Genomic DNA, 18,962 nt, shown 5'->3' with positions numbered 1-18,962 from the left:
GGGACGCCCGCCCCTGGGCGTCTCATTCGGTGACACACGGTCGAAACACGTGGGACGTGCAGCGGCAACCGGCCGTGCGTACCGTGAGGCCCAGCGGGAAGGAGCTGATGTGACGGCACTCGATCGGGCGATTGCGCGTCCCTCTCCCGTTCGCGATTTCGGTGCGCGTTCGCCTCTTGACGGCCTCGACAGGCGAAGCGTCTCGTTTGCCGATGTGCTGGCGCAGTCGGTTGCCGCCGTTGCACCGTCCGCGGCCGCGACGACGGTGGTGGTGCTGGTCGCGGGGGTGGCCGGCGCCGCCACCGTCCCCGCGATGCTCGCGGCGGGACTTGTCGCCCTGATGGTCGCCTCGACGATCAATCAGTTCACGAAGCGGATGGCCGCGGCCGGATCGCTCTACACCTTCGTCTCGAAGGGACTCGGGTCGGGGGCCGCGCTCGCCGCGGGCGCCGCCATCGTGATCGGCTACGCCTTCATCTCCGTGTTCGCCCTGCTCGGCGGAGCGCACTATCTCACGATGCTGATTCGTGGCCTCTGGCCGGGTTTCGGGGGGATGTGGGATATCGCGGCGGTGCTCGCGGCGGAGGCCGCGGTGCTGGCACTCGTTCTGGTGCGGGGCATCCGGGTCTCGTCGCGGGTCGCCCTCGTCGTCGAGCTCGTGTCGGTCGTCATCATCCTCGTGCTCCTCGTCGTGCTCCTGGTGCAGATCGGGCCCCTGGATGTCTCGGCCCTGCTGCCGACCGAGGGCGTCTCGCTCGCGGGCTTCGCGGCGGGCGCTGTTCTCGCGCTGACGGCCTTCGTCGGATTCGAGAGCGCCGCGACGCTCGGGGTCGAGGCGCGCTCGCCGCTGCGAAACATCCCGCGGGCGATCGTGGCGACGGTGCTGGTGGCGGGTGGGTTGTACCTGCTGGCCGCATACACGCAGGTCGCGGGGTTTCACATCCTCGGCCGGGAGTTGGCGGGCAGCGATTCGCCGGTCAACGCGCTCGCCAGCGCCTACGGGGTCGCGCAGTTGGGGGTGCTCATCGACCTCGGCATCGCCGCATCCTTCCTCGCGTGCGCGATCGCCTCGACAACCGCGCTCACCCGGGTACTTTTCGCGCTCGGGCGAGACGGAATCGCACCGCCCGCTCTCGGGAGCGTGCACCGGCGGTTTCGCACGCCGATCGGCGCAATCGCCGTCGCCGTGCCGGTCGTCGCGATCGCGCCGATAGCGGCCGTGCTCGTGGGTGTCGGGTTGTGGGATGCGATGGAAACGGTCATCGCCGTCTCGGCAGCGGGCTACATCGGTGCATACGCCCTCGTGTGCGTCGCGGCGCCCGTCTTCTTGCGCAGAATCGGAGAGTTGACCTTCCGGGTCGGCTTGGTCGCTTTCACCTCGGCGCTCGTGCTCGCGGCAGGACTCGTCGCGTACCTGGTCTTCGAGGGCGTACGCGGAAACCCGGGCGCACCGCTGGCACTCGTGGTCGCGGTGGTGGCGGCGCTCGTCGTGGCCTGGCGCAGACGCCGGGGTGAGGCATCCCTCGCCGGAATCGGCGCCTACGACGAACCGGTCGCGTCGGAAGTCCTCGGCGGCGTCGCGCGGAGACCGACGGATGCCTGAGGCGCGGGTTCGTGTGAATGGTCCGGGTGGCGGGGAGCTCTCGGCACGGCAGCCTCGCGCGATCCACAGTGCGCTGACGCTGCTGGAGGCCGTTGCCGAGCTCGGGGCCGGGGCGACGGCCCGCGAGATCTCGGAGGCGCTCGGGCTGCCCAAAGCGACGACCTACCGGCTCGTGAACCTGCTCGTGCAGGACGGCTTCCTCGTCCGCACACCTGACCTGTCGGGCTTCGCGCTCGGCGCCAAGGTCGTGCATCTCGCGTCTGTTGCGGCGCCCGTGCGGCTGCCCTCGGCCGCGCGCGACCTGCTCACCGCGGCGCGCGACCACGTCCGCGGGGGCGTGCACGTCGTGCTGTACCCCGAGGGACGGGTGAGTCTCGTCGACGCCGATCCGGACTTCCCGTTCAGCGATCCGGTGCGCCTGGCGCGCGATCCCGGTCGTTTCGCGCTCGGCCGCCTGTTCTTGGCGGAGGCGGGTTCAGACCCCGACCGCGACCACCCGCCCGGGCTGGATTCTGCGGCAGCCGACATCCGGAGGTTCGGGGTGACGCGGCAGATCGGTGAGCTGGTGCCGGGATTCGGATGCCTCGCTCTGCCCATCCGCGATGCCGGAGGGGCGCTCGCTGGCGCGCTCGGCTTCTCGGGTCCGGCGCATCGGGTGGAGGAGCCCTCCGGGGTCATTCGTCTGCTCGCGCCGACCGCGGAACGCCTCGCGCCGCTCCTGACCTGAGCCGAAGCAGAGCTCGACCGGTCGCGACTCGCCGTTCCATCCGCGGGTGGAACGGCGAGTCGCGTCCGTTCGCGGCTGTCGCGGCGGCGGCTCGTGAGGCTCAGGCGAGCAGGCGACCGCTCGCATCCAGCACCAACCCGCGCGGCAGCACGCCTGCGAGCGCCGCGGCGACGGAGTTCGTGCCGCCCGACACGACGCTCGGCGGGGTACGTCGACGATCCAGGGCCCGCAGGGCGGTCGCGACCACCTGAGCGGGGCTCTGCACGCGGCCCTTCGCCATGTCTTCGGCGTTCGCGATCTCGAAGAACTCGGTTGCCGTGGCGCCCGGGCTCACGGCGAGCACGCGTAGGCCCGAAGCGCGGGTCTCGTAGGCAATGGCCTCGGTGAAGCTCAGGACGAAGGCCTTCGATGCCCCGTACGCCGCCATGTGCGGGGTCGGCTGATACGCGACGACGCTCGAGATATTGACGAGTGCGCCGCGGCCGGACGCGACGAGACTCGGCAGGAAGGCGTGCGTAAGGGCGACGAGCGTCGAGACGTTCAGCTGGATCATCGCGGCGATCCGAGTGGGGTCGGCCTCGATGAAGTCCCCGCGCATGCCGAATCCGGCGTTGTTGATCAGCGAGTCGATGAGGATGCCTCTCTGCGCGAGTTCGTCCCGCAGCTCGGCCGCCGCCTCGTCACGGGCCAGATCCATCGCGATCGGGGTCGCCGTGATGCCGTGCCGCGCGCCGAGCTCGGTCGCGAGCTCGATGAGGCGGTCCTCGCGACGCGCGACGAGTACGAGGTTCGCACCGCGCGCGGCGAGGGAATCGGCGAACGCGGCGCCGATGCCGGAACTCGCTCCCGTGATCAGGGCGGTCGTGGCGGTGAAGTCGATGGGCATGCTCGCCACACTAAGCGCCGTCGGATGTGTGGGGGCCGTGTCCGCGCGGGGAGCGAGACCCTGCGAAGGCCGAGCCGATGCGCGCTGCGCGCATTAGCTTTGAAGGATGCGTCGACCCACGCCCGATCCCGTAGCCCCCGGACAGGAGTCCGTGTGGGACTACCCCCGTCCACCCCGTGTCGAGCGGGTCGACGCACCGGTCACGATCGACCTGGGCGGCACCGGGATCCTCGACACCCGTGATGTCGTCCGCGTGCTCGAGACGAGTCATCCGCCCGTCTACTACGTGCCGATCGCGGACTTCCGGGACGGAGCGCTCGTGCCCGCCTCCGGTTCGTCGTTCTGCGAATGGAAGGGTGCCGCGCGCTACTTCGATGTGGTCACCGGTGGCACCGTCGTCCCGCGCGCCGGGTGGAACTATCCGACCCCCTCGCGCGGGTTCGAGGTGCTCGCGGATCGGGTAGCGGTCTACGCGGGTGAGATGGACGAATGCACCGTCGACGGTGAACGCGTCGTGCCTCAGCCCGGAGGTTTCTACGGCGGTTGGGTGACCTCGGCGATCGTCGGCCCGTTCAAAGGGGTGCCCGGCTCGCACGGCTGGTGAGTCGCGGCCTGCCCGGCCCCGAGGGTACTACTCCGCGTTAGCGTGGAGACATGAGCACCCAGGTAGAGAAGGCCAGCACCCTCGAGCGATTGCACGCCGCCCCCGAGATCCTTCGGGTCGTGAACGTGTGGGATGTCGTCTCGGCGCAGGCCGTCGCCGCGCTTCCCGAGACGAAGGCCCTGGCCACCGCCGGTCACTCGATTGCGGCGACGTTCGGCTATGAAGACGGCGAGAACATCCCGCTCGAGCTGATGCTCGACATGGCCGGCCGCATCGTCGCCGCAACGGACCTGCCCGTCAGCTCCGATCTCGACGCGGGCTACGGCAACGCAGGAGAAACGACGCGCCGCGCGATCGGCGTCGGCGTGGTTGGCGCAAATGTGGAGGATCGGCTTCGCCCGCTCGACGAGTCGGTCGCGAACGTGCGTGCGATCATCGCCGCCGGAGAAGCCGAGGGTGTTCCCTTCGTGCTGAACGCGCGGACGGACGCCTTTGTCCGCGGGGGAGATCGTCCCCGTGAAGCCTCGATCGCCGATGCCGTCGAACGGGGGCGGGCCTACCTGAATGCCGGTGCCAGCCTCGTCTTCGTGCCCGGAATCCTCGACGCCGAGACGACCCGCGAGCTCGTGGCGGGTCTGGGTGTCGGCAAGCTGAGCGTGATCGGACTGCCGGGTTCACTTTCGGCGGCCGAGTACGAGGCGCTCGGTGTGGCGCGGATATCGTACGGTCCGATGACGCAGAGGGTTGCCCTGACCGCGCTGCAGGATGTCGCGATCGACCTCTACGCAGACGGGCTGATCCCGTCGTCGACGCGCGCCCTCAACTGACGCCGGAATAGCGCGCGGCCGGCCGGGGTTTGCATGGGCGTGGGAGCGCTGGCCGTCGACGTCGTGGTGATCGGGGCGGGCCAGGCCGGGTTATCGGCGGCCTACCACCTGCGGCGCCGGGGATTCGTCCCGCTCGACACTTCCGTTTCCGATGCCGCGCCGGATGCCCGCACATTCGTCGTCCTCGACGCGAACGATCGACCGGGCGGTGCATGGCAGCATCGCTGGCAGTCGCTCCGGATGGGTACGGTCAACGGCATCCATGAGCTCCCCGGCTTCCCGGTGCCGCCGGCCGACCCGGCGTCTGCGAGCCGAGACATCCTGCCCGTGTACTTCGCGGAGTACGAGCAGCGCTTCGATCTGCGGGTCCACCGCCCCGAACCCGTTCGCTCCATCGATCGGGAAGACGACGACCCACGAGGCCGCCTGCTCGTCGCGACCGAGAGGGCGGTGTATGCCGCTCGATACGTCATCAATGCGACCGGCACCTGGACCAAGCCGTTCTGGCCGCACTACCCCGGGCAGGAGCGCTTCCGCGGACGCCAACTCCATGTTGCCGACTACGTGTCGGCCGATGAGTTCGCAGGTCACCGGGTCGTCATCGTCGGGGCCGGGGTATCGGCGCTGCAACTGCTCGACGAAATCTCGCGCGTCGCCGACACATTCTGGGTCACGCGGCGCGAGCCGGAGTGGATCGACGAGGACTTCGACATCGCCGCCCGGGTGGCAGCGATCGCGGGCGTCGACGAGCGGGTGCGCCAAGGCCTCGTTCCGGGCAGTGTGATCTCGGTCACCGGCATGCACTGGACACCGTGGGCACGTGCGGCGCAGGCGCGGGGTGTGCTGGTGCGGCATCCGATGTTCTCGTCGATAGAACAGAACGGGGTGCGGATGCCGGATGGTTCGTTCGTCGCTGCAGACGCGATCCTGTGGGCCACCGGCTTCCGCTCGGCGCTGGATCACCTGGCGCCGTTGCGCATTCGCGTGCCCGGCGGCGGCATCCGGGTCGAAGACAGCCGAGCGACCGACGAGCCGCGGCTATTCCTCATCGGATACGGGCCCTCGGCGTCCACGATCGGCGCGAATCGGGCCGGGCGTGTCGCGGTCGCGCAGATCGTCTCCGAGATGAGCTCTGCGCATGATCCGGCGCCGAAACCGACAGCCGAAACGGCGTCATCCGCTACCGCGGGCGCGCTACCCGGTGCGTGAGAGCGTGGCGTGGATCCGCTGCAGATCTTCCAGGAGCGAACCGATCAGGATCCAGTGATCCGGCGACGGTGTGGCGATCACGAGCGGAGCAGTGAGCGCCGGGCCCGTCGTGTCGCCCCTCTCGACCTGCGCCGCGTCGGTCTCGACGCCCCGCAGGTCGAGGCGGACGTCGTGGGCGGCCCGCCGCAACTGGTCGGCGATCGCCCGCACGGTGGGCTCGTCGGGGATCGTCGGGTCGTAGTGATCGTAGAAGGCGCGGGTCATCCCGATGACCTGCGTGACGATGGGTCCGAGGCGATCGAGCACTGAGTTGAGGCTCGCCAGCTCTTCACGGTGACGCCGCGCCCGGGGGTTGAGGGTGAGGGATTCGCGGCCCGCGGCGATCGCGTCTTCGGCCGCGTCGCGCATGGGTCGCATCAGCCGGGCGGTAAGCAGGAGCTCCTCGAGATCCGCTCTGGAGCGCGGATGCTCGAGCGCCGAGGCCAGACGTTCGAGCGATGCGGCCACCTCTTCGCCCAGCGCCTCGACGGCGCGATGGGCGGGGGTAACCGCCACGGGCGGCACCAGGATGACGTTCACGATGATGCCGATCGCGGCACCGATGATCGTCTCGAGCACGCGGTCGACGGCGTATCCCGGAGTCGCGGCGCCCAAAGAGAGTACGAGCAGGGCGCTGATCGCCACCTGATTGGATGTACCCGACGTCGCGCGGGCAAGCCAGGCGACGATCAGCGCGACGACGATCGACACGAGGATGACCCAGGTGTACTCACCGAAGGCGATCCCGAGCGCCGACGCGATGACGACGCCGACGATCACCCCGACGCTGCGCTCGATGGCTTTGCTGAACGACTGGTTGAGGCTCGGCTGAACGACCAGTAGGGCGGCGATCGCGGCGAAGACGGGCGGCGGACCCTGCACGATCGCATCCGCGATCAGCCACGCCGAGACCGTCGCCACGGCGGCCTTGGCGACCTGCAGAACGGGCGCCCGCTGCGGGGCGCGGATGGCGGATGACACGCGCATCCCCCCACGGTATGCCGGTACCGGCCCGGCGTGTCGCGGGCGCGCATAGGCTGGATGGTTCGGAACGATCGAGGAGGCTCGCATGTCACGGATTCTGATCATCGGCGGTCACGGCAAGGTGGCGCGTTTGCTGACGCCGCTCCTGATAGCCCGCGGGGACGAGGTCTCGGCGGTGATCCGCAACGCCGATCACACCGCCGATGTCGAGGCGGATGGCGCGACCGCTGTCGTCGCCGATGTTGCCAGTCTCGACCGCGCGGAACTCGCCGCGCTGTTCGCGGGCCACGACGCCGTCGTGTGGTCGGCGGGCGCTGGTGGGGGATCTCCCGAGCGCACCTACGCGGTCGACCGCGACGCGGCGATCCGCTCGATGGACGCGGCGCAGGACGCCGGCGCGAAGCGCTACGTCATGGTGTCCTACTTCGGTGCCGGGCCCGATCACGGTGTGCCCGCGGACAACTCGTTCTTCGCGTACGCGGAAGCGAAGGCCGCCGCTGACGAACACCTGCAGGCCACGGGGCTGGACTGGACCATCCTCGGCCCGAGCGGCTTGACGCTCGACCCGCCGACGGGACGGATCGATGTCGGCGGCGAGTCGCGCACGGTCGCGCGAGCGGATGTCGCGGCGGTCATCGCCGCTGTCCTCGCGGACCCGTCAACGGTCGGTCGCACGATCGAGTTCAACGCGGGTTCGACCCCGATCTCCGACGCCGTCCGCGCCTGATCCGCCTCAGCGCGAGACACGCGGCCCCCCTCGTCGTTCCCCGACTTATCGTGGAGGGATGACAACGGGGGCCGCGGTTCCGGGATCGGCGGAGGCTGAGCGACCCGACTATGCCGCGTTCATCAGCGACCGGCGTGACGAGATCACCGCGCGGCTGAACCTCGTCGACGCGCAATTGATCGGCATCCGTCGGGCGCGCGAAGAATGGACGGATGACGAGCACGACCCCGAAGGGTCGACCCTGATCACGGAATGGTCGCGCGCCGAGGGGCTGCGCGGTGAGTACCTCGTAGAGCTCGCCGAACTGGAGCACGCGCGCGAACGACTCGACGCGGGAACGTACGGTCGGTGCGAACGCTGCGGCGAGCAGATCGTGGATGGGCGTCTGCGACGAGTGCCGGCGGCAAAGACGTGCGTGCCGTGTCTCGGCGCGTCGCGCTGAGGCTCGCTACACTCGCACCCAAAGCCACCTCGTCGGAGACTTTCGCCGCGGGGCGGAGTCCGGGGCCGCCGAAGGCAGGGACCGCAGTGGGGACTGAGAACAGAGCGCTCGTGGGCGATGCCCTCGAGCTCGTCGTGGCGGGCGTGGGGCCCTACCTCGATCGCATGCTCGCCGATCGTGCGGTAGCGCGGGGCGACGCGGATGCGGAGCCGAACGTCGATCGTGACCTCGTCAGCATGTTGGGCGTGCTCGGGGGAGCCCCGACATTCTCTGGGGACGAAGCAACAGCGAATGCCCTCGCCGGCTATGCGCGTGAGCTGCAATCGGTGTGGGATGCCTGGGCGCGCATCCGTCCGTTCGACGCGGCAGAGACCTATCGTGCCCTCGACACGGCCGCGCGTCTCCTGCAGACCGTGGGGGCCGAGGAGGAAGCATCGATCGCGCGCGAACTCGCCACCGTCCCGCTCGCTCTCTTCGCCGCGCGCGTGCTCGCCGAATACGTCGCGGTCGAGAGTTCATCGGGAGGCGAGTCCGCCGAGTCAGTGGATGACTTCGACGGTGCTGAGAGCGAGTCCGCCGGTCCTGCGGACGAGGACGTGGTCGACACGGCGGATGGAGAAGTCGGCGACGACCTGACTCGCCCGGTTCGACTTCGTGCCGTGAACCACTCGCGGCACGCGGAGCGCGTCGAAGATGCACGTGCCCCCGCTTCCATCCGTGCCCTGCGCGCCGTCGATCCCGCCCTGCCGCTCGTGACCTGGTCCGAGCTGAGCGACACGATCACCGCCCTCCTGGCAACGGGACGCCTCGACCCGCAGGTGCTCGCGGGCTTCACCCGCCGCAGCCTGGACGAACGTGCCCGCGCCGCGGTGGCGGGCGCATCGGGACGCGGCGTGACCATCAGGCCCGAGCATGTCGCCTGGGTCGTGTCGGTGTTACGGACGAGGTGTGCCGGAACGGCCCGCGTCACGAGGGCCGCAGCCACAGCCCTCGTCGCCGAATACATCGCCGAACTGGCGCCCCGCGCGGGTGTCGACCCGAGGCGTGTGCGTCAGGACATGATGGCCTGGGTGGACGTCGAGCGCGCCTGACCTGCCTCTCACCTGGCACACTGACCCGGGGACGTCGTGCAGTGCGTCCGGTCTGACCCGGGAAGGAATGCAAACGGTGGCCGACTGGCTGGTGCTGATCGCGCTCGGGCTGACCGTCGCGTTCACGACGATCCCGATCGTCACGACGATCGTCGTTGTTCTCTCGGCCCGCCAGTCACGTCCCGGATGGCTCCTCACGATCGGTTATGCCGCTGCACTGCTTCTGATCGTGGGCCTGTTCGCGGGGGCGTTGCATGCCGTTCGGCTGCCGAAGTTCGGCGACAAGACGCTGATCGGGTGGATCGAGATCGTCGCCGGTGTGCTCATGGTCGTGCTCGGAGTCATTCAGATCGCGCGGCGTCGTACCGCGCCGAGGTCGTCGAGGCTCGTGAGCGGCGTGCGCAACCTCACACCGACGCTGACGGTGGCCCTCGGGGCGAGCTTCGCGATTCACCCCGAGGCGCTGCTCATCACCGCGACGGCGGCCGCGCGGGTGCGCCACGCCGACCCGCCCTTTTTCGTGCTGATGTTCATGCTGGCGATCTTCGTCGTCGCATCGGTGTCGACGGTGGCAGCGATTACCGTGCTCTTCACGTTCGCACGCGGCGGCGTGCGCGAACGGATGGAGCGGTTCCAGGACTGGATCGAGCGCGACTCCGGGTTCGTCATGTCGATCGTGCTCGTGCTCGTCGGCGTCTTCGTGCTGTTGCTCGGCACCGGCAATCTCGGCTGGTTCGGCATCCGTCTGTAACCGATCCTGGGCATAATGCGGGCGTCGACAGCGTTCTGATACCCTGGGATGTCACTTCTGTGACGATCTCGCCGTGAATGCACGGCAACAAGAAATCCGCTTCGCCCGGCCCCGGGTATTCGTTCGTCCATACGGCGTTCGGACAGGGCCGGAGCCCGACACCAACCCAACAAGGACAACCCACTACATGACTACCGCAACGACCGCCACGGCACCCAAGCAGGTCGCGATCAATGACATCGGATCCGCTGAGGATTTTCTGGCCGCGGTCGAACTGACCCTCAAATTCTTCAACGACGGAGACCTCATCGAAGGCACCGTCGTGAAGATCGACCGCGACGAGGTCCTCCTCGACGTCGGGTACAAGACCGAGGGTGTCATCCCCTCGCGCGAACTTTCCATCAAGCACGACGTCGACCCCAATGAGGTCGTCAAGCTCGGCGACGCTGTCGAGGCTCTTGTTCTCCAGAAGGAGGACAAAGAGGGACGCCTCATCCTGTCCAAGAAGCGCGCTCAGTACGAGCGTGCCTGGGGTGACGTGGAGAAGATCAAGGAGAACGACGGTGTCGTCACCGGTCAGGTGATCGAGGTCGTCAAGGGCGGTCTGATCGTCGACATCGGTCTCCGCGGCTTCCTCCCCGCGTCGCTCATCGACCTGCGTCGCGTCCGCGACCTCACGCCGTTCCTCGGCCAGGAGATCGAAGCGAAGATCCTCGAACTCGACAAGAACCGCAACAACGTCGTCCTGAGCCGCCGTGCGCTGCTCGAGCAGACGCAGTCGGAGTCGCGCTCGAACTTCCTCAACGCCCTGCACAAGGGCCAGGTCCGCAAGGGTGTCGTCTCGTCGATCGTCAACTTCGGTGCGTTCGTCGACCTCGGCGGCGTGGACGGCCTCGTGCACGTCTCCGAACTGTCGTGGAAGCACATCGAGCACGCCAGCGAGGTCGTCGAGGTCGGACAGGAAGTCACCGTCGAGATCCTCGAGGTCGACCTCGACCGCGAGCGCGTCTCGCTCTCGCTCAAGGCGACGCAGGAAGACCCGTGGCAGGTATTCGCCCGTACCCACGCGATCGGACAGGTCGCGCCGGGTAAGGTCACCAAGCTCGTTCCGTTCGGTGCGTTCGTTCGCGTCGCAGACGGCATCGAAGGCCTCGTGCACATCTCGGAGCTGTCGGGCAAGCATGTCGAGCTCGCCGAGCAGGTCGTCTCGGTCGGCGAAGAGGTGTTCGTCAAGGTCATCGACATCGACCTCGAGCGTCGCCGCATCTCGCTGTCGCTCAAGCAGGCGAACGACTCGATCGATCCCTTCGGTACCGAGTTCGACCCGGCCCTCTACGGCATGGTGACCGAGTACGACGAGAACGGCGAGTACAAGTACCCCGAGGGCTTCGACGTCGAGACGCAGGCGTGGAAGGAAGGCTTCGACGCCGAGCGCGAGAAGTGGGAGCAGGAGTACGCCGCTGCCCAGGCTCGCTGGGAGCAGCACAAGACTCTCGTCGCCAAGGCCGCCGAGGCCGAGGCTGCAGCGCCCGAGGCATCCGCTTCGTCGTCGTTCTCGAGTGACTCCGCCGGTGCGGGCACGCTTGCCGACGACGAGTCGCTGGCGGCTCTTCGCGAGAAGCTCGCCGGCCGCTAAGCCGCGATTTCGCAACAACCGACAGGGGTCGGGGCTTTCGGGCCTCGGCCCCTGTGGCGTTGGGCGCCGGACACCGTGGCGTTGACGCTCATCCCTGCGTCCGTTCGGGGGCTTCGTCAGCGGCGCACCTCGACGCGGGGCCGGATCGCGACATCCGTGATCTGCACGTCGGCCGGTGCGTCCACGACGTGACGCACTTCGCGCGCGACGGAGTGCGGCCGGATGTAGACCTCGGGATCGTACGTGCCGCCCGCGTCAGCCACCATGGTGCGCTGCATGGCGGTGTCGGTCGGTCCCGGGGCAACCGTGACGACGCGCACGCGGTGCTGTTCCTCATCCAGGCGAAGTACATCGGCGATCGCGCGGAGGGCGAATTTCGACGCCGTGTAGATGGCGCTGCCGGCCGAGGGGCGTGTGCCCGAGCCCGACCCGATGAAGACGATCGTGCCTTGGGTGCGACGAATGAGTGGCAGCGTCGCGCGGGTGAGCAACGCGGGCGAAATGACGTTGATGCGCAGCTGACGTTCCCAGTCGTCCTCCGTCGCCTGTTCGACAGAGCGGACGTCGGCGATCGCCGCAGCGTGCACGAGCACATCGAGACGCTCCAGCCCGGCCGCCAGCCGCTCGATCGCCGCGGCATCGGTCAGCTCCACAACCTGTGGTTCGGCGCCCGTCTCGGAGGCCAGTCGCGCCAGCGCGTCGGCGTTCCGTCCGATCGCGATCACACGGTGCGTGCGCGCCAGGTCTCGCACGATTGCGCCGCCGATGCCTCCCGGGGCGCCCGTCACGAGCGCGAGAGGACGGGAGTCGGACGCGGCGGCTGATTGTGCACTCATGCAACCTGTATACGCGACCTGTCGGCGCGATGCCGGGAGCGGGCGGGCGATAACGTGATGGCATGACCGATGCCGCACCGTCGTCCGCCCCTGCTCCTCCGGACGCGGACGCCCCTCGTCGCGCGCCTCTGGTGCTCGCGGCGCTGATCCTGGCGGCGCTGGTGTGCAACATCAACCTCGCGGCGGCCAACATCGCACTGCCGGACATCGGCGACGCGTTCGGTGCCGGGCAGACATCCCTGAATCTTGTTGCGCTCGGGTGCTCGCTCGGGCTCGCGATGTCGGTGCTGTATCTGGGTGCGCTGGCCGACCGATACGGCCGCAAGCAGTTGCTGGTGTTGGGACTTTCGCTCACGCTCGTGGCGAGCTTCCTCTCTGCTTTCGCCCCGTCCGTTGAGCTTTTGATCGCCGCCCGGATCTTCACCGGCATCGCCGCGGGGATGGCGTATCCGACGACGCTCTCGCTCATCACGGCGCTCTGGGCAAACGGTCCGAAGCGCACCGGCGCCATCGCGCTCTGGTCGAGTGTCAGCGCGATGGCCACGGTGGTCGGCTCGGTGCTCGCAGGTCTTCTCCTGCAGGTCTTCTGGTGGGGTTCGGCGTTCCTACTCGCCCTGCCCTTCGCGGCCGTGGCGCTCGTGCTCGTCGTCATCCTCGTGCCCGCACACGTGAAGGAATCGAGCGAGCCGGTCGACCACCGTGGGGGAGTGCTCGCCACACTCGCCATCGCCGCGCTCGTGCTCGGCATCAGCATGGTCTTCGCGCCCGGACAGGCGCTCACCGGCGCAGTCCTGCTCGTCGCGGCGCTGGCGCTGTTGGCGTTGTTCGGGTGGCGCCAGGCGGTCACCCGGCATCCGCTCTACGACCTGCGCGTTGCTCGGCGGCGTCTCTTCTGGGTGCCGGCGGCCGCGGGGACGATCGTGTTCGGCTCGCTCATGGGGGCCATGTTCGTCGGCCAGCAGTTTCTGCAGAACATCCTCGGGTACAACACCCTCGCGGCCGGGCTCGCGGTCGTACCTGCCGCCGTCGGGCTGCTGGCGATCGCCCCGATTTCGGCGCGCCTGGTCACCTCGCACGGGTCCCGGGTGACGATGCTGGTCGGGTATGCGCTCGTGTTCGTCGGATTCGTGACCATGCTCTTCTGGCGTGAGCAGACGCCGTACCCGCTGATCGGGTTCGGCTTCCTCGTGATCGGTGCGGGCGCCGCGTTCGCGATGACCCCCGCCTCGCGCGCTCTGACCGAGAGCACACCCGTACGTCGCGTGGGCATGGCCTCTGCGACCTCGGATCTTCAACGTGACCTCGGCGGCTCCATCATGCAGGCCCTGCTCGGCGCGATCCTGGCGAGCGGTTTTGCAGCCGCTTTCGCACGCTCGATCGCCGCGAGTTCCGAGGCGTCGCAGATCAGCGACAGCGTGACGCGGGCGCTTCAGGCATCCTTCGCCTCCGCCCTGCACGTCGCTGATCAGTACCCGCAGTACAAGAACGAGATCCTCGCGGCGGCGAGCCACAGTCTGGTCTCGGGCGCTCTCGCGGCCTACCTCGTGGGCGCTATCGCGATCGCGCTCGGTGCGTGCCTGGTGGCGTTCTTCCTCCCCCCGCACGCCCGGGAGCGCGAGCTGGTCGCGCTCTACGAGATGCAGGATGCTTCGGGCGCGACCGATCCGGCGGATTCCGTTGCCCCGAAGCGGGGGTAGCCGTCTGCGTGGCTTGCACTTCGACGGCCCCCGGGCGCGATAAGTTTCAGTCATGACCTCCGACGCCGCACTCGCGCGTCGATCGCGCATCAACGACAGCGTCCGCGAACGCACGGTGCTGCAGAATCAGGTTCTGCTCGGCAGCATCGTTCTGCTCGGCTCGCTGGTGATCCTCGCCATCCAGCAAGCGCGCGATATCGACGCTTTGGTGCTGGGCATGGGCGTCGTGTTCGCCGCGACGGGCGCCGCTCTCGTCGTTCCCTGGAACCGTTTTCCCCCGGTCGTGAGCGCCGTGATTCCCGCCGCGGACATCGTCGCGATCGCGATCCTGCGCTACGCCTCCCCCGAGTCCGGGCTGGGGCTGCTGTGGGCGTTCCCGGCGATGTGGATCGCCTACATGTACGGGCTGATCGGAACTCTGCTGGCGGTGAGCAGCATCACGGTGCTTTTCTGGGTCCTGATCGCGACCAACCCCGGAAATCAGCTGACCGCGACGACACTGCTGTTGCCGGTTGCTGTGGCCGCCGTCGCAACGATCGCGTACCTGGCCTCGAGGCGTTCCTGGGCGCAGCGCGAGCTGCTCGACAAACAAACACGCAACCTCGAGCGCTCGGTGGAGCGCGCACGGCGCCAGGAAGACATCGTCACGGATGCGCTGGACGCCGTCGACTTCGGTGTGATCCGTATTTCGCCGGACGGTTCGCTCGCCGTCACGAACGAGGCCCACGCTCGTCTTCAGCGTGCGAGGTCCAAGGGTGCCGAGGCGGCCGCTTTCGGAGCGGATGGCGTCACGCGCCTGCTCGCCGACGAGATGCCGCTCGCCCGCGCTCGCGCCGGCGAACTCTTCGAGAACGAGCTGGTCTGGTATGGCGAACCGGGCGACGACAGTCGTCGCGCACTCAGCATGACCGCCCGTCGCATCCAGGACGTCAACGGACAGGACGCCGGCACGATCGTGATCTCTCGCGACGTGACGACGGAAGAGCTCGCCCTGCGCGCGCGAGAGGATCTGGTGGCGTCCGTTTCGCACGAGTTGCGCACGCCGTTGACGTCGATCATCGGATATCTGGACTTGGCGCTGGACGAAGAGTCCCTCGCTCCCACGGCACGACGCAGCCTCGAGGTCGCCGAGCGCAACGCCACGCGCCTGCTCGAACTGGTCTCCGACATCCTCACCGTCTCCGCGGCTTCGCGACAGGGCGTCGACTTGACCGTCACGCCCCAGATGTCTGATCTGGCGGAGGTGGTGATGGCATCGATCGAGGCCGTCATCCCTCCGGCGGGGGAGCGTCGCATCACGATCGATGCCTCCGGCGTCGAACCGGCGATGGCGTATGCCGACCCGCACCGCATCCGACAGGTGATGGACAATCTGCTCTCGAACGCCGTGAAGTACAACGACGACGGCGGCCACATCGAGGTGGGACTCACGTCGGACGGCCTGCACGCCTGGATCATCGTCCGCGACGACGGCCCGGGTATCAGCGAACAGGAGCTGCCGCGACTGTTCGAGCGCTTCTTCCGAGCGGATGCCGTCCGCAAGACGACGACGCACGGGAGTGGGCTCGGGCTCGCGATTACGCGCGACATCGTGCGCGCCTCCGGCGGCGAAATCACCGTTCAGACACGAGCCGGCGAGGGAGCGACGTTCATCGTTCGACTGCCCGCCACCGATCCGCGGGGAGAAGCCTGATGGTCTTCGACATGTTCTCGATCTCGATCTGCACCGCGGTCGTCGTGATCGTCGCGGGCGTCCAGTTCGTCCTCGACACCGTTCTGCGACGCGACACGGGCGCGGGGCGGATCTGGTCGCTCGCGTTCATCGCGGCAATCCTGACGACCCTCTCCTATCTGGCCTGGGCCGCCTCGGGTGAAGCAGGTGTCGTGATCGCTATCGGTAACGCCTCCTTCGTGGTAGGCACTGGCTCTCTCTGGGTGGGGTCGCGCAGCTATAACGGTCGCTCCGTGACCATTTCCGCCTGGATCGTCGCGGGCTTCGCCGTCGCGGCTCTCATCGCGGCGCTCTTCGCCGGACCGGACGGCGGCGACTGGGCGGGGGCGCTCGTGATGTTCATCGCTCTCGCCGTCCTGGCGGGGCTGGGCGCGGTCGAATCGCGCCGTGCGGTGATGGGGCGGAGCGCTTCCACGGTCGCGCTGACGCTCGTCCTCGGGGTGCAGAGCGTGTACTACGTCGCGCGCTCCATCGTCTTCGCCATGCTGGGCCCGACGGATGAATTCTTCCTGACCTGGTTCGGATCGATCACGACCTCGTTCCTCACCATCATCCTCACGATGGTGGCGGTCGTGTCGATGTCGGTGCTCCGGTCCGGACAGACGCGTCTGCGCGGGCGCGGGGACAGCACGACCCTCCTCCTCGATTCGGATGGTCTGTACGACGACGAGTCATTCGCCAAGCTGTTTGGCGACCTGACGCACCGAGCCGCGGCGTTCAGCGAGAGGATCGCCGTGATTTCGGTCCGGCTCGATGACCTGCCCCAGATCGCGACCGCCTTCGGCTCCGTCGAGGCTCAGGACATCGCGCACGCGTGGCGGGTCGGTACGCGTCGCTACGCGCCCACCTCGGCGATCGTCGGCCACGCGGGATCGACCGGCATCGTCGTCGCCCTGCAGCCGTCCTCGATCGGGGACGCACGCCGCGTTGCGAGCCGGATCCACCGTCGTCTGCTGGATGACTTCGGATCGATCGGAACGTCGGTCGTTCCGGTTCTCGGGGTGGGCATCGCCGTCAGCGACATCGCGGGCTACGACTCGGAGGCGCTGTTGACCGCGGCGAACGACGCGGCCGTTCGCTCGGCTTCGAGTCCGGATGCCTCGGTGATGATCGCCGGAGCAGTCTGAGACCGATCAGGAGCCGTCTGAGACGGATCAGGCGGAGGTCAGGCGGTAGCCGACTCCGCGTATCGTTTCGATCCAGCGCGGCTTCGCTGCGGATTCGCCGAGCTTGCGCCGCAGGTTTGCCACGTGCACCTCGATCGCGCGCACATCGTGTTCGCTCACGAATCCGCTCCCGCCCGCGTATCGTTCGCCGCGGAGCATGAGTGCCAGGTCGTCCTTGCCGACGACGCGACGGCCCGCCGAGAGAAGGTCGGCCATGATGTCGAACTCGCTACGTGTCAATTCGACGTCCGCGCCGTCGACCATGGCGATACGCATCTCAGGATGAAGGCGAAGACCGCGGTGCTCGTACCATCCGTCGGAGTCATCCTGTTCCGGCGCGATCGGGGCGCCGCTAACCGCTGCCGCAGCAGCCACCGCGGACGGCGCCAACTCGATGGGGGTGACCGTGGCCGGTGCCGCGGTGCGCGGACGACGCATCATGGCCTCGATGCGAGCTCGGAGCTCCCGCGGGCGGAAGGGCTTCGTGACGTAGTCATCGGCCCCCGCCTGGAGCCCCTGCAGAGTATCGATCTCGTCGGCGCGGGCCGTGAGCATGACGATGTAGGTGTCGCTGACGTCGCGGATCCGCTTGGCCGTCTCGAAACCGTCGATTCCGGGCATGCTCACATCGAGCGTGGTCACGACGGGCTGGTGCTCTCGAACGAGCTCGATTCCGTCCATACCGGAGGATGCGGCGTGCACCTCGAATCCTGCCTGCTCGAGGACCTGCGAGATCAACACGCGTATGTCCGTGTCGTCCTCGATGACCACTGCGACACCCGAGTTCGACACCAACACCCCTCCTTGCCAGGCGCGCGTGACGGAAGGTGCGCTGGCTTCGGTGATGATATCCCAGAAGACTCTTCTGAATGCTTCCCCAGGCATTCGTGTCCTAACTGTCGAGGGGCGGACGTCGCGCTGAGACCGGATTCGGGCGTTCTCTCGCGCGACGGAGTCGTGACATACGGGCCCGCCGCCGTCCAGTCCCTGTGCTCGACGTCTCCCCAGACGTGTTCGTTGCATGGTGTTGTGAATCCGTCAGGACTCTTCAGACATGCGGTCGCGAGCGACATGGTCGGACGGCTGGCGCCGGCACCGATGTTTCGAATTGCGAGATCCCCCCGGCTCTCGCTCATCTCTGCACTTCTGCCCGAGAATTTCACGCCCCCCGCGTGGTGTTCCCGTGCTCATTCTTCGTATTTCGTCGCGCCTCACGATCCGGATTCCGGCTCGCTCGGTGCGACAGATATGACGTTAGGCGGTGAGTCTCAAGGGTGGCTCAGCCCGCGCTCAGGGTCGTCTTCAGGTCACGTCTTGAGCGGATCCTGAGGTTTGCGGGTCGCTTCCTCAGGTCGCTTTCAGGCGTGGCATGCTCGATCCATGCCCCTTATCGCACTCACGGGAGGCATCGCGGCGGGCAAGTCGACGATCGCCCGTCGTCTTGCCGAACACGGTGCCGTCATCGTCGATGCCGACGCCATCGTGCGTGAGGTACAGGCCCCCGGGTCTGCGGTGCTCGAGCGCATCGCAGAGACGTTCGGCAACGACGTCATCCGCCCCGACGGTTCGTTGGATCGTGCGGCGCTCGGTGCCATCGTGTTCGGTGACGAGGCCGCTGTCGGTCGCCTCAACCACATCGTCCATCCCGCCGTGCGCGTCCGATCCCAGGAACGCTTCGCCGAGGCGCGGGCGGCAGATCCCGGCGGCGTCGTCGTCTACGACGTTCCGCTCCTCGCCGAGGCCCGCGGGGGTGACCCCTGGGACCTCGTCGTGGTGGCGCACGCACCGTCGGACGTGCGTGCGACCCGTTTGATCACGGAGCGCGGGCTTACCGCGGATGAGGCAGCGCGTCGCATCGCATCGCAGGTCTCTGACGACGAGCGACTCGCGCTCGCCGACGTCGTCATCGACGCGGCCGGCACGATCGAGCACACACTCGAGCAGACGGACGCGCTGTGGGAACGGTTGTCGACCGCGCAGTGACGCGTGGCAGAGCGATCGGACG

General features: G+C 68.2%; 18 protein-coding genes. 14 read left to right on the top strand and 4 right to left on the bottom strand.

Annotated features, from left to right (window positions below; genetic code table 11):
• The first annotated feature begins 109 nt into the window (after positions 1–109).
• Together ACXZ1E_RS02505 and ACXZ1E_RS02500 are read left to right on the top strand one after the other, a co-directional pair.
• Complete coding sequence (locus ACXZ1E_RS02505) at positions 110–1,603, top strand: APC family permease (RefSeq protein ID WP_458041877.1); 1,494 nt, start codon at positions 110–112, stop codon at positions 1,601–1,603.
• Positions 1,604–1,616: 13 nt separating this feature from the next.
• Positions 1,617–2,330: a helix-turn-helix domain-containing protein gene (locus ACXZ1E_RS02500; RefSeq protein WP_458041876.1), complete on the top strand. Its 714-nt coding sequence runs from the start codon at positions 1,617–1,619 to the stop codon at positions 2,328–2,330.
• 100 nt (positions 2,331–2,430) lie between these two features.
• Here the strand turns inward: ACXZ1E_RS02500 and ACXZ1E_RS02495 are convergent, their stop codons facing one another.
• On the bottom strand, positions 2,431–3,216 hold the full coding sequence (locus tag ACXZ1E_RS02495) for an SDR family NAD(P)-dependent oxidoreductase (protein ID WP_458041875.1): 786 nt from the start codon (positions 3,214–3,216) through the stop codon (positions 2,431–2,433).
• 106 nt (positions 3,217–3,322) lie between these two features.
• Between ACXZ1E_RS02495 and ACXZ1E_RS02490 the strand changes: the two genes are divergently transcribed.
• Genes ACXZ1E_RS02490 through ACXZ1E_RS02480 form a run of 3 tightly spaced genes read left to right on the top strand, consistent with a single transcriptional unit; the run spans position 3,323 to position 5,856 of the window.
• Positions 3,323–3,820, top strand: a complete 498-nt coding sequence (locus ACXZ1E_RS02490) for a DUF427 domain-containing protein (protein ID WP_458041874.1) — start codon at positions 3,323–3,325, stop codon at positions 3,818–3,820.
• A 50-nt stretch (positions 3,821–3,870) separates the two neighbouring features.
• The gene (locus ACXZ1E_RS02485; RefSeq protein WP_458041873.1) at positions 3,871–4,647 is read left to right on the top strand and encodes an isocitrate lyase/PEP mutase family protein; all 777 of its coding nucleotides are present in this window, start codon (positions 3,871–3,873) and stop codon (positions 4,645–4,647) included.
• 33 nt (positions 4,648–4,680) lie between these two features.
• Positions 4,681–5,856 (top strand): NAD(P)-binding domain-containing protein, encoded by a 1,176-nt coding sequence (locus ACXZ1E_RS02480; RefSeq protein WP_458041872.1) that lies wholly within the window; start codon positions 4,681–4,683, stop codon positions 5,854–5,856.
• Here the strand turns inward: ACXZ1E_RS02480 and ACXZ1E_RS02475 are convergent.
• Positions 5,842–6,882 (bottom strand): FUSC family protein, encoded by a 1,041-nt coding sequence (locus ACXZ1E_RS02475; protein WP_458041871.1) that lies wholly within the window; start codon positions 6,880–6,882, stop codon positions 5,842–5,844. The genes ACXZ1E_RS02480 and ACXZ1E_RS02475 overlap by 15 nt on opposite strands.
• Before the next feature lie 82 nt (positions 6,883–6,964).
• Between ACXZ1E_RS02475 and ACXZ1E_RS02470 the strand changes: the two genes are divergently transcribed.
• The 5 genes from ACXZ1E_RS02470 to rpsA all read left to right on the top strand — a co-directional run bounded on the left by ACXZ1E_RS02470 (position 6,965) and on the right by rpsA (position 11,526).
• Positions 6,965–7,606: an SDR family oxidoreductase gene (locus tag ACXZ1E_RS02470; RefSeq protein ID WP_458041870.1), complete on the top strand. Its 642-nt coding sequence runs from the start codon at positions 6,965–6,967 to the stop codon at positions 7,604–7,606.
• Positions 7,607–7,664: 58 nt separating this feature from the next.
• Complete coding sequence (locus ACXZ1E_RS02465; protein ID WP_458041869.1) at positions 7,665–8,048, top strand: TraR/DksA family transcriptional regulator; 384 nt, start codon at positions 7,665–7,667, stop codon at positions 8,046–8,048.
• 110 nt (positions 8,049–8,158) lie between these two features.
• Positions 8,159–9,139, top strand: coding sequence for a hypothetical protein (locus ACXZ1E_RS02460; protein WP_458041868.1), 981 nt, complete (start codon positions 8,159–8,161; stop codon positions 9,137–9,139).
• Positions 9,140–9,215: 76 nt separating this feature from the next.
• Entirely contained in the window at positions 9,216–9,890 is a 675-nt protein-coding gene (locus tag ACXZ1E_RS02455) for a GAP family protein (protein ID WP_458041867.1), read from the top strand.
• 187 nt (positions 9,891–10,077) lie between these two features.
• Positions 10,078–11,526 (top strand): 30S ribosomal protein S1, encoded by a 1,449-nt coding sequence (gene rpsA, locus ACXZ1E_RS02450; protein ID WP_458041866.1) that lies wholly within the window; start codon positions 10,078–10,080, stop codon positions 11,524–11,526.
• Between the two features lie 116 nt (positions 11,527–11,642).
• Here the strand turns inward: rpsA and ACXZ1E_RS02445 are convergent, their stop codons facing one another.
• Positions 11,643–12,362 carry an SDR family oxidoreductase gene (locus tag ACXZ1E_RS02445; protein ID WP_458041865.1) on the bottom strand — a complete coding sequence of 240 codons (720 nt, stop codon included), beginning with the start codon at positions 12,360–12,362 and terminating at the stop codon, positions 11,643–11,645.
• Between the two features lie 62 nt (positions 12,363–12,424).
• Here ACXZ1E_RS02445 and ACXZ1E_RS02440 point away from each other — a divergent pair, with 62 nt between their 5' ends.
• The 3 genes from ACXZ1E_RS02440 to ACXZ1E_RS02430 are packed head-to-tail and all read left to right on the top strand — an operon-like array spanning position 12,425 to position 16,918.
• Positions 12,425–14,059, top strand: coding sequence for an MFS transporter (locus tag ACXZ1E_RS02440; protein WP_458041864.1), 1,635 nt, complete (start codon positions 12,425–12,427; stop codon positions 14,057–14,059).
• A 52-nt stretch (positions 14,060–14,111) separates the two neighbouring features.
• Positions 14,112–15,752 (top strand): sensor histidine kinase, encoded by a 1,641-nt coding sequence (locus ACXZ1E_RS02435; protein ID WP_458041863.1) that lies wholly within the window; start codon positions 14,112–14,114, stop codon positions 15,750–15,752.
• The gene (locus ACXZ1E_RS02430; RefSeq protein WP_458041862.1) at positions 15,752–16,918 is read left to right on the top strand and encodes a hypothetical protein; all 1,167 of its coding nucleotides are present in this window, start codon (positions 15,752–15,754) and stop codon (positions 16,916–16,918) included. The genes ACXZ1E_RS02435 and ACXZ1E_RS02430 overlap by 1 nt, the downstream gene beginning before the upstream one ends.
• 27 nt (positions 16,919–16,945) lie before the next feature.
• On the opposite strand, the gene ACXZ1E_RS02425 is transcribed toward ACXZ1E_RS02430, so the two are convergent.
• Positions 16,946–17,749, bottom strand: a complete 804-nt coding sequence (locus tag ACXZ1E_RS02425; RefSeq protein WP_458041861.1) for a response regulator transcription factor — start codon at positions 17,747–17,749, stop codon at positions 16,946–16,948.
• 588 nt (positions 17,750–18,337) lie between these two features.
• Here ACXZ1E_RS02425 and coaE point away from each other — a divergent pair.
• Positions 18,338–18,940 carry a dephospho-CoA kinase gene (gene coaE / locus ACXZ1E_RS02420; RefSeq protein ID WP_458041860.1) on the top strand — a complete coding sequence of 201 codons (603 nt, stop codon included), beginning with the start codon at positions 18,338–18,340 and terminating at the stop codon, positions 18,938–18,940.
• Positions 18,941–18,962: the final 22 nt, after the last annotated feature.

Source organism: Pacificispira sp. HM-600 (genome assembly GCF_977993705.1).
The sequence above is the reverse complement of the archived record's forward strand: the minus strand, read 5'-3'. Positions and strand labels throughout refer to the sequence as shown.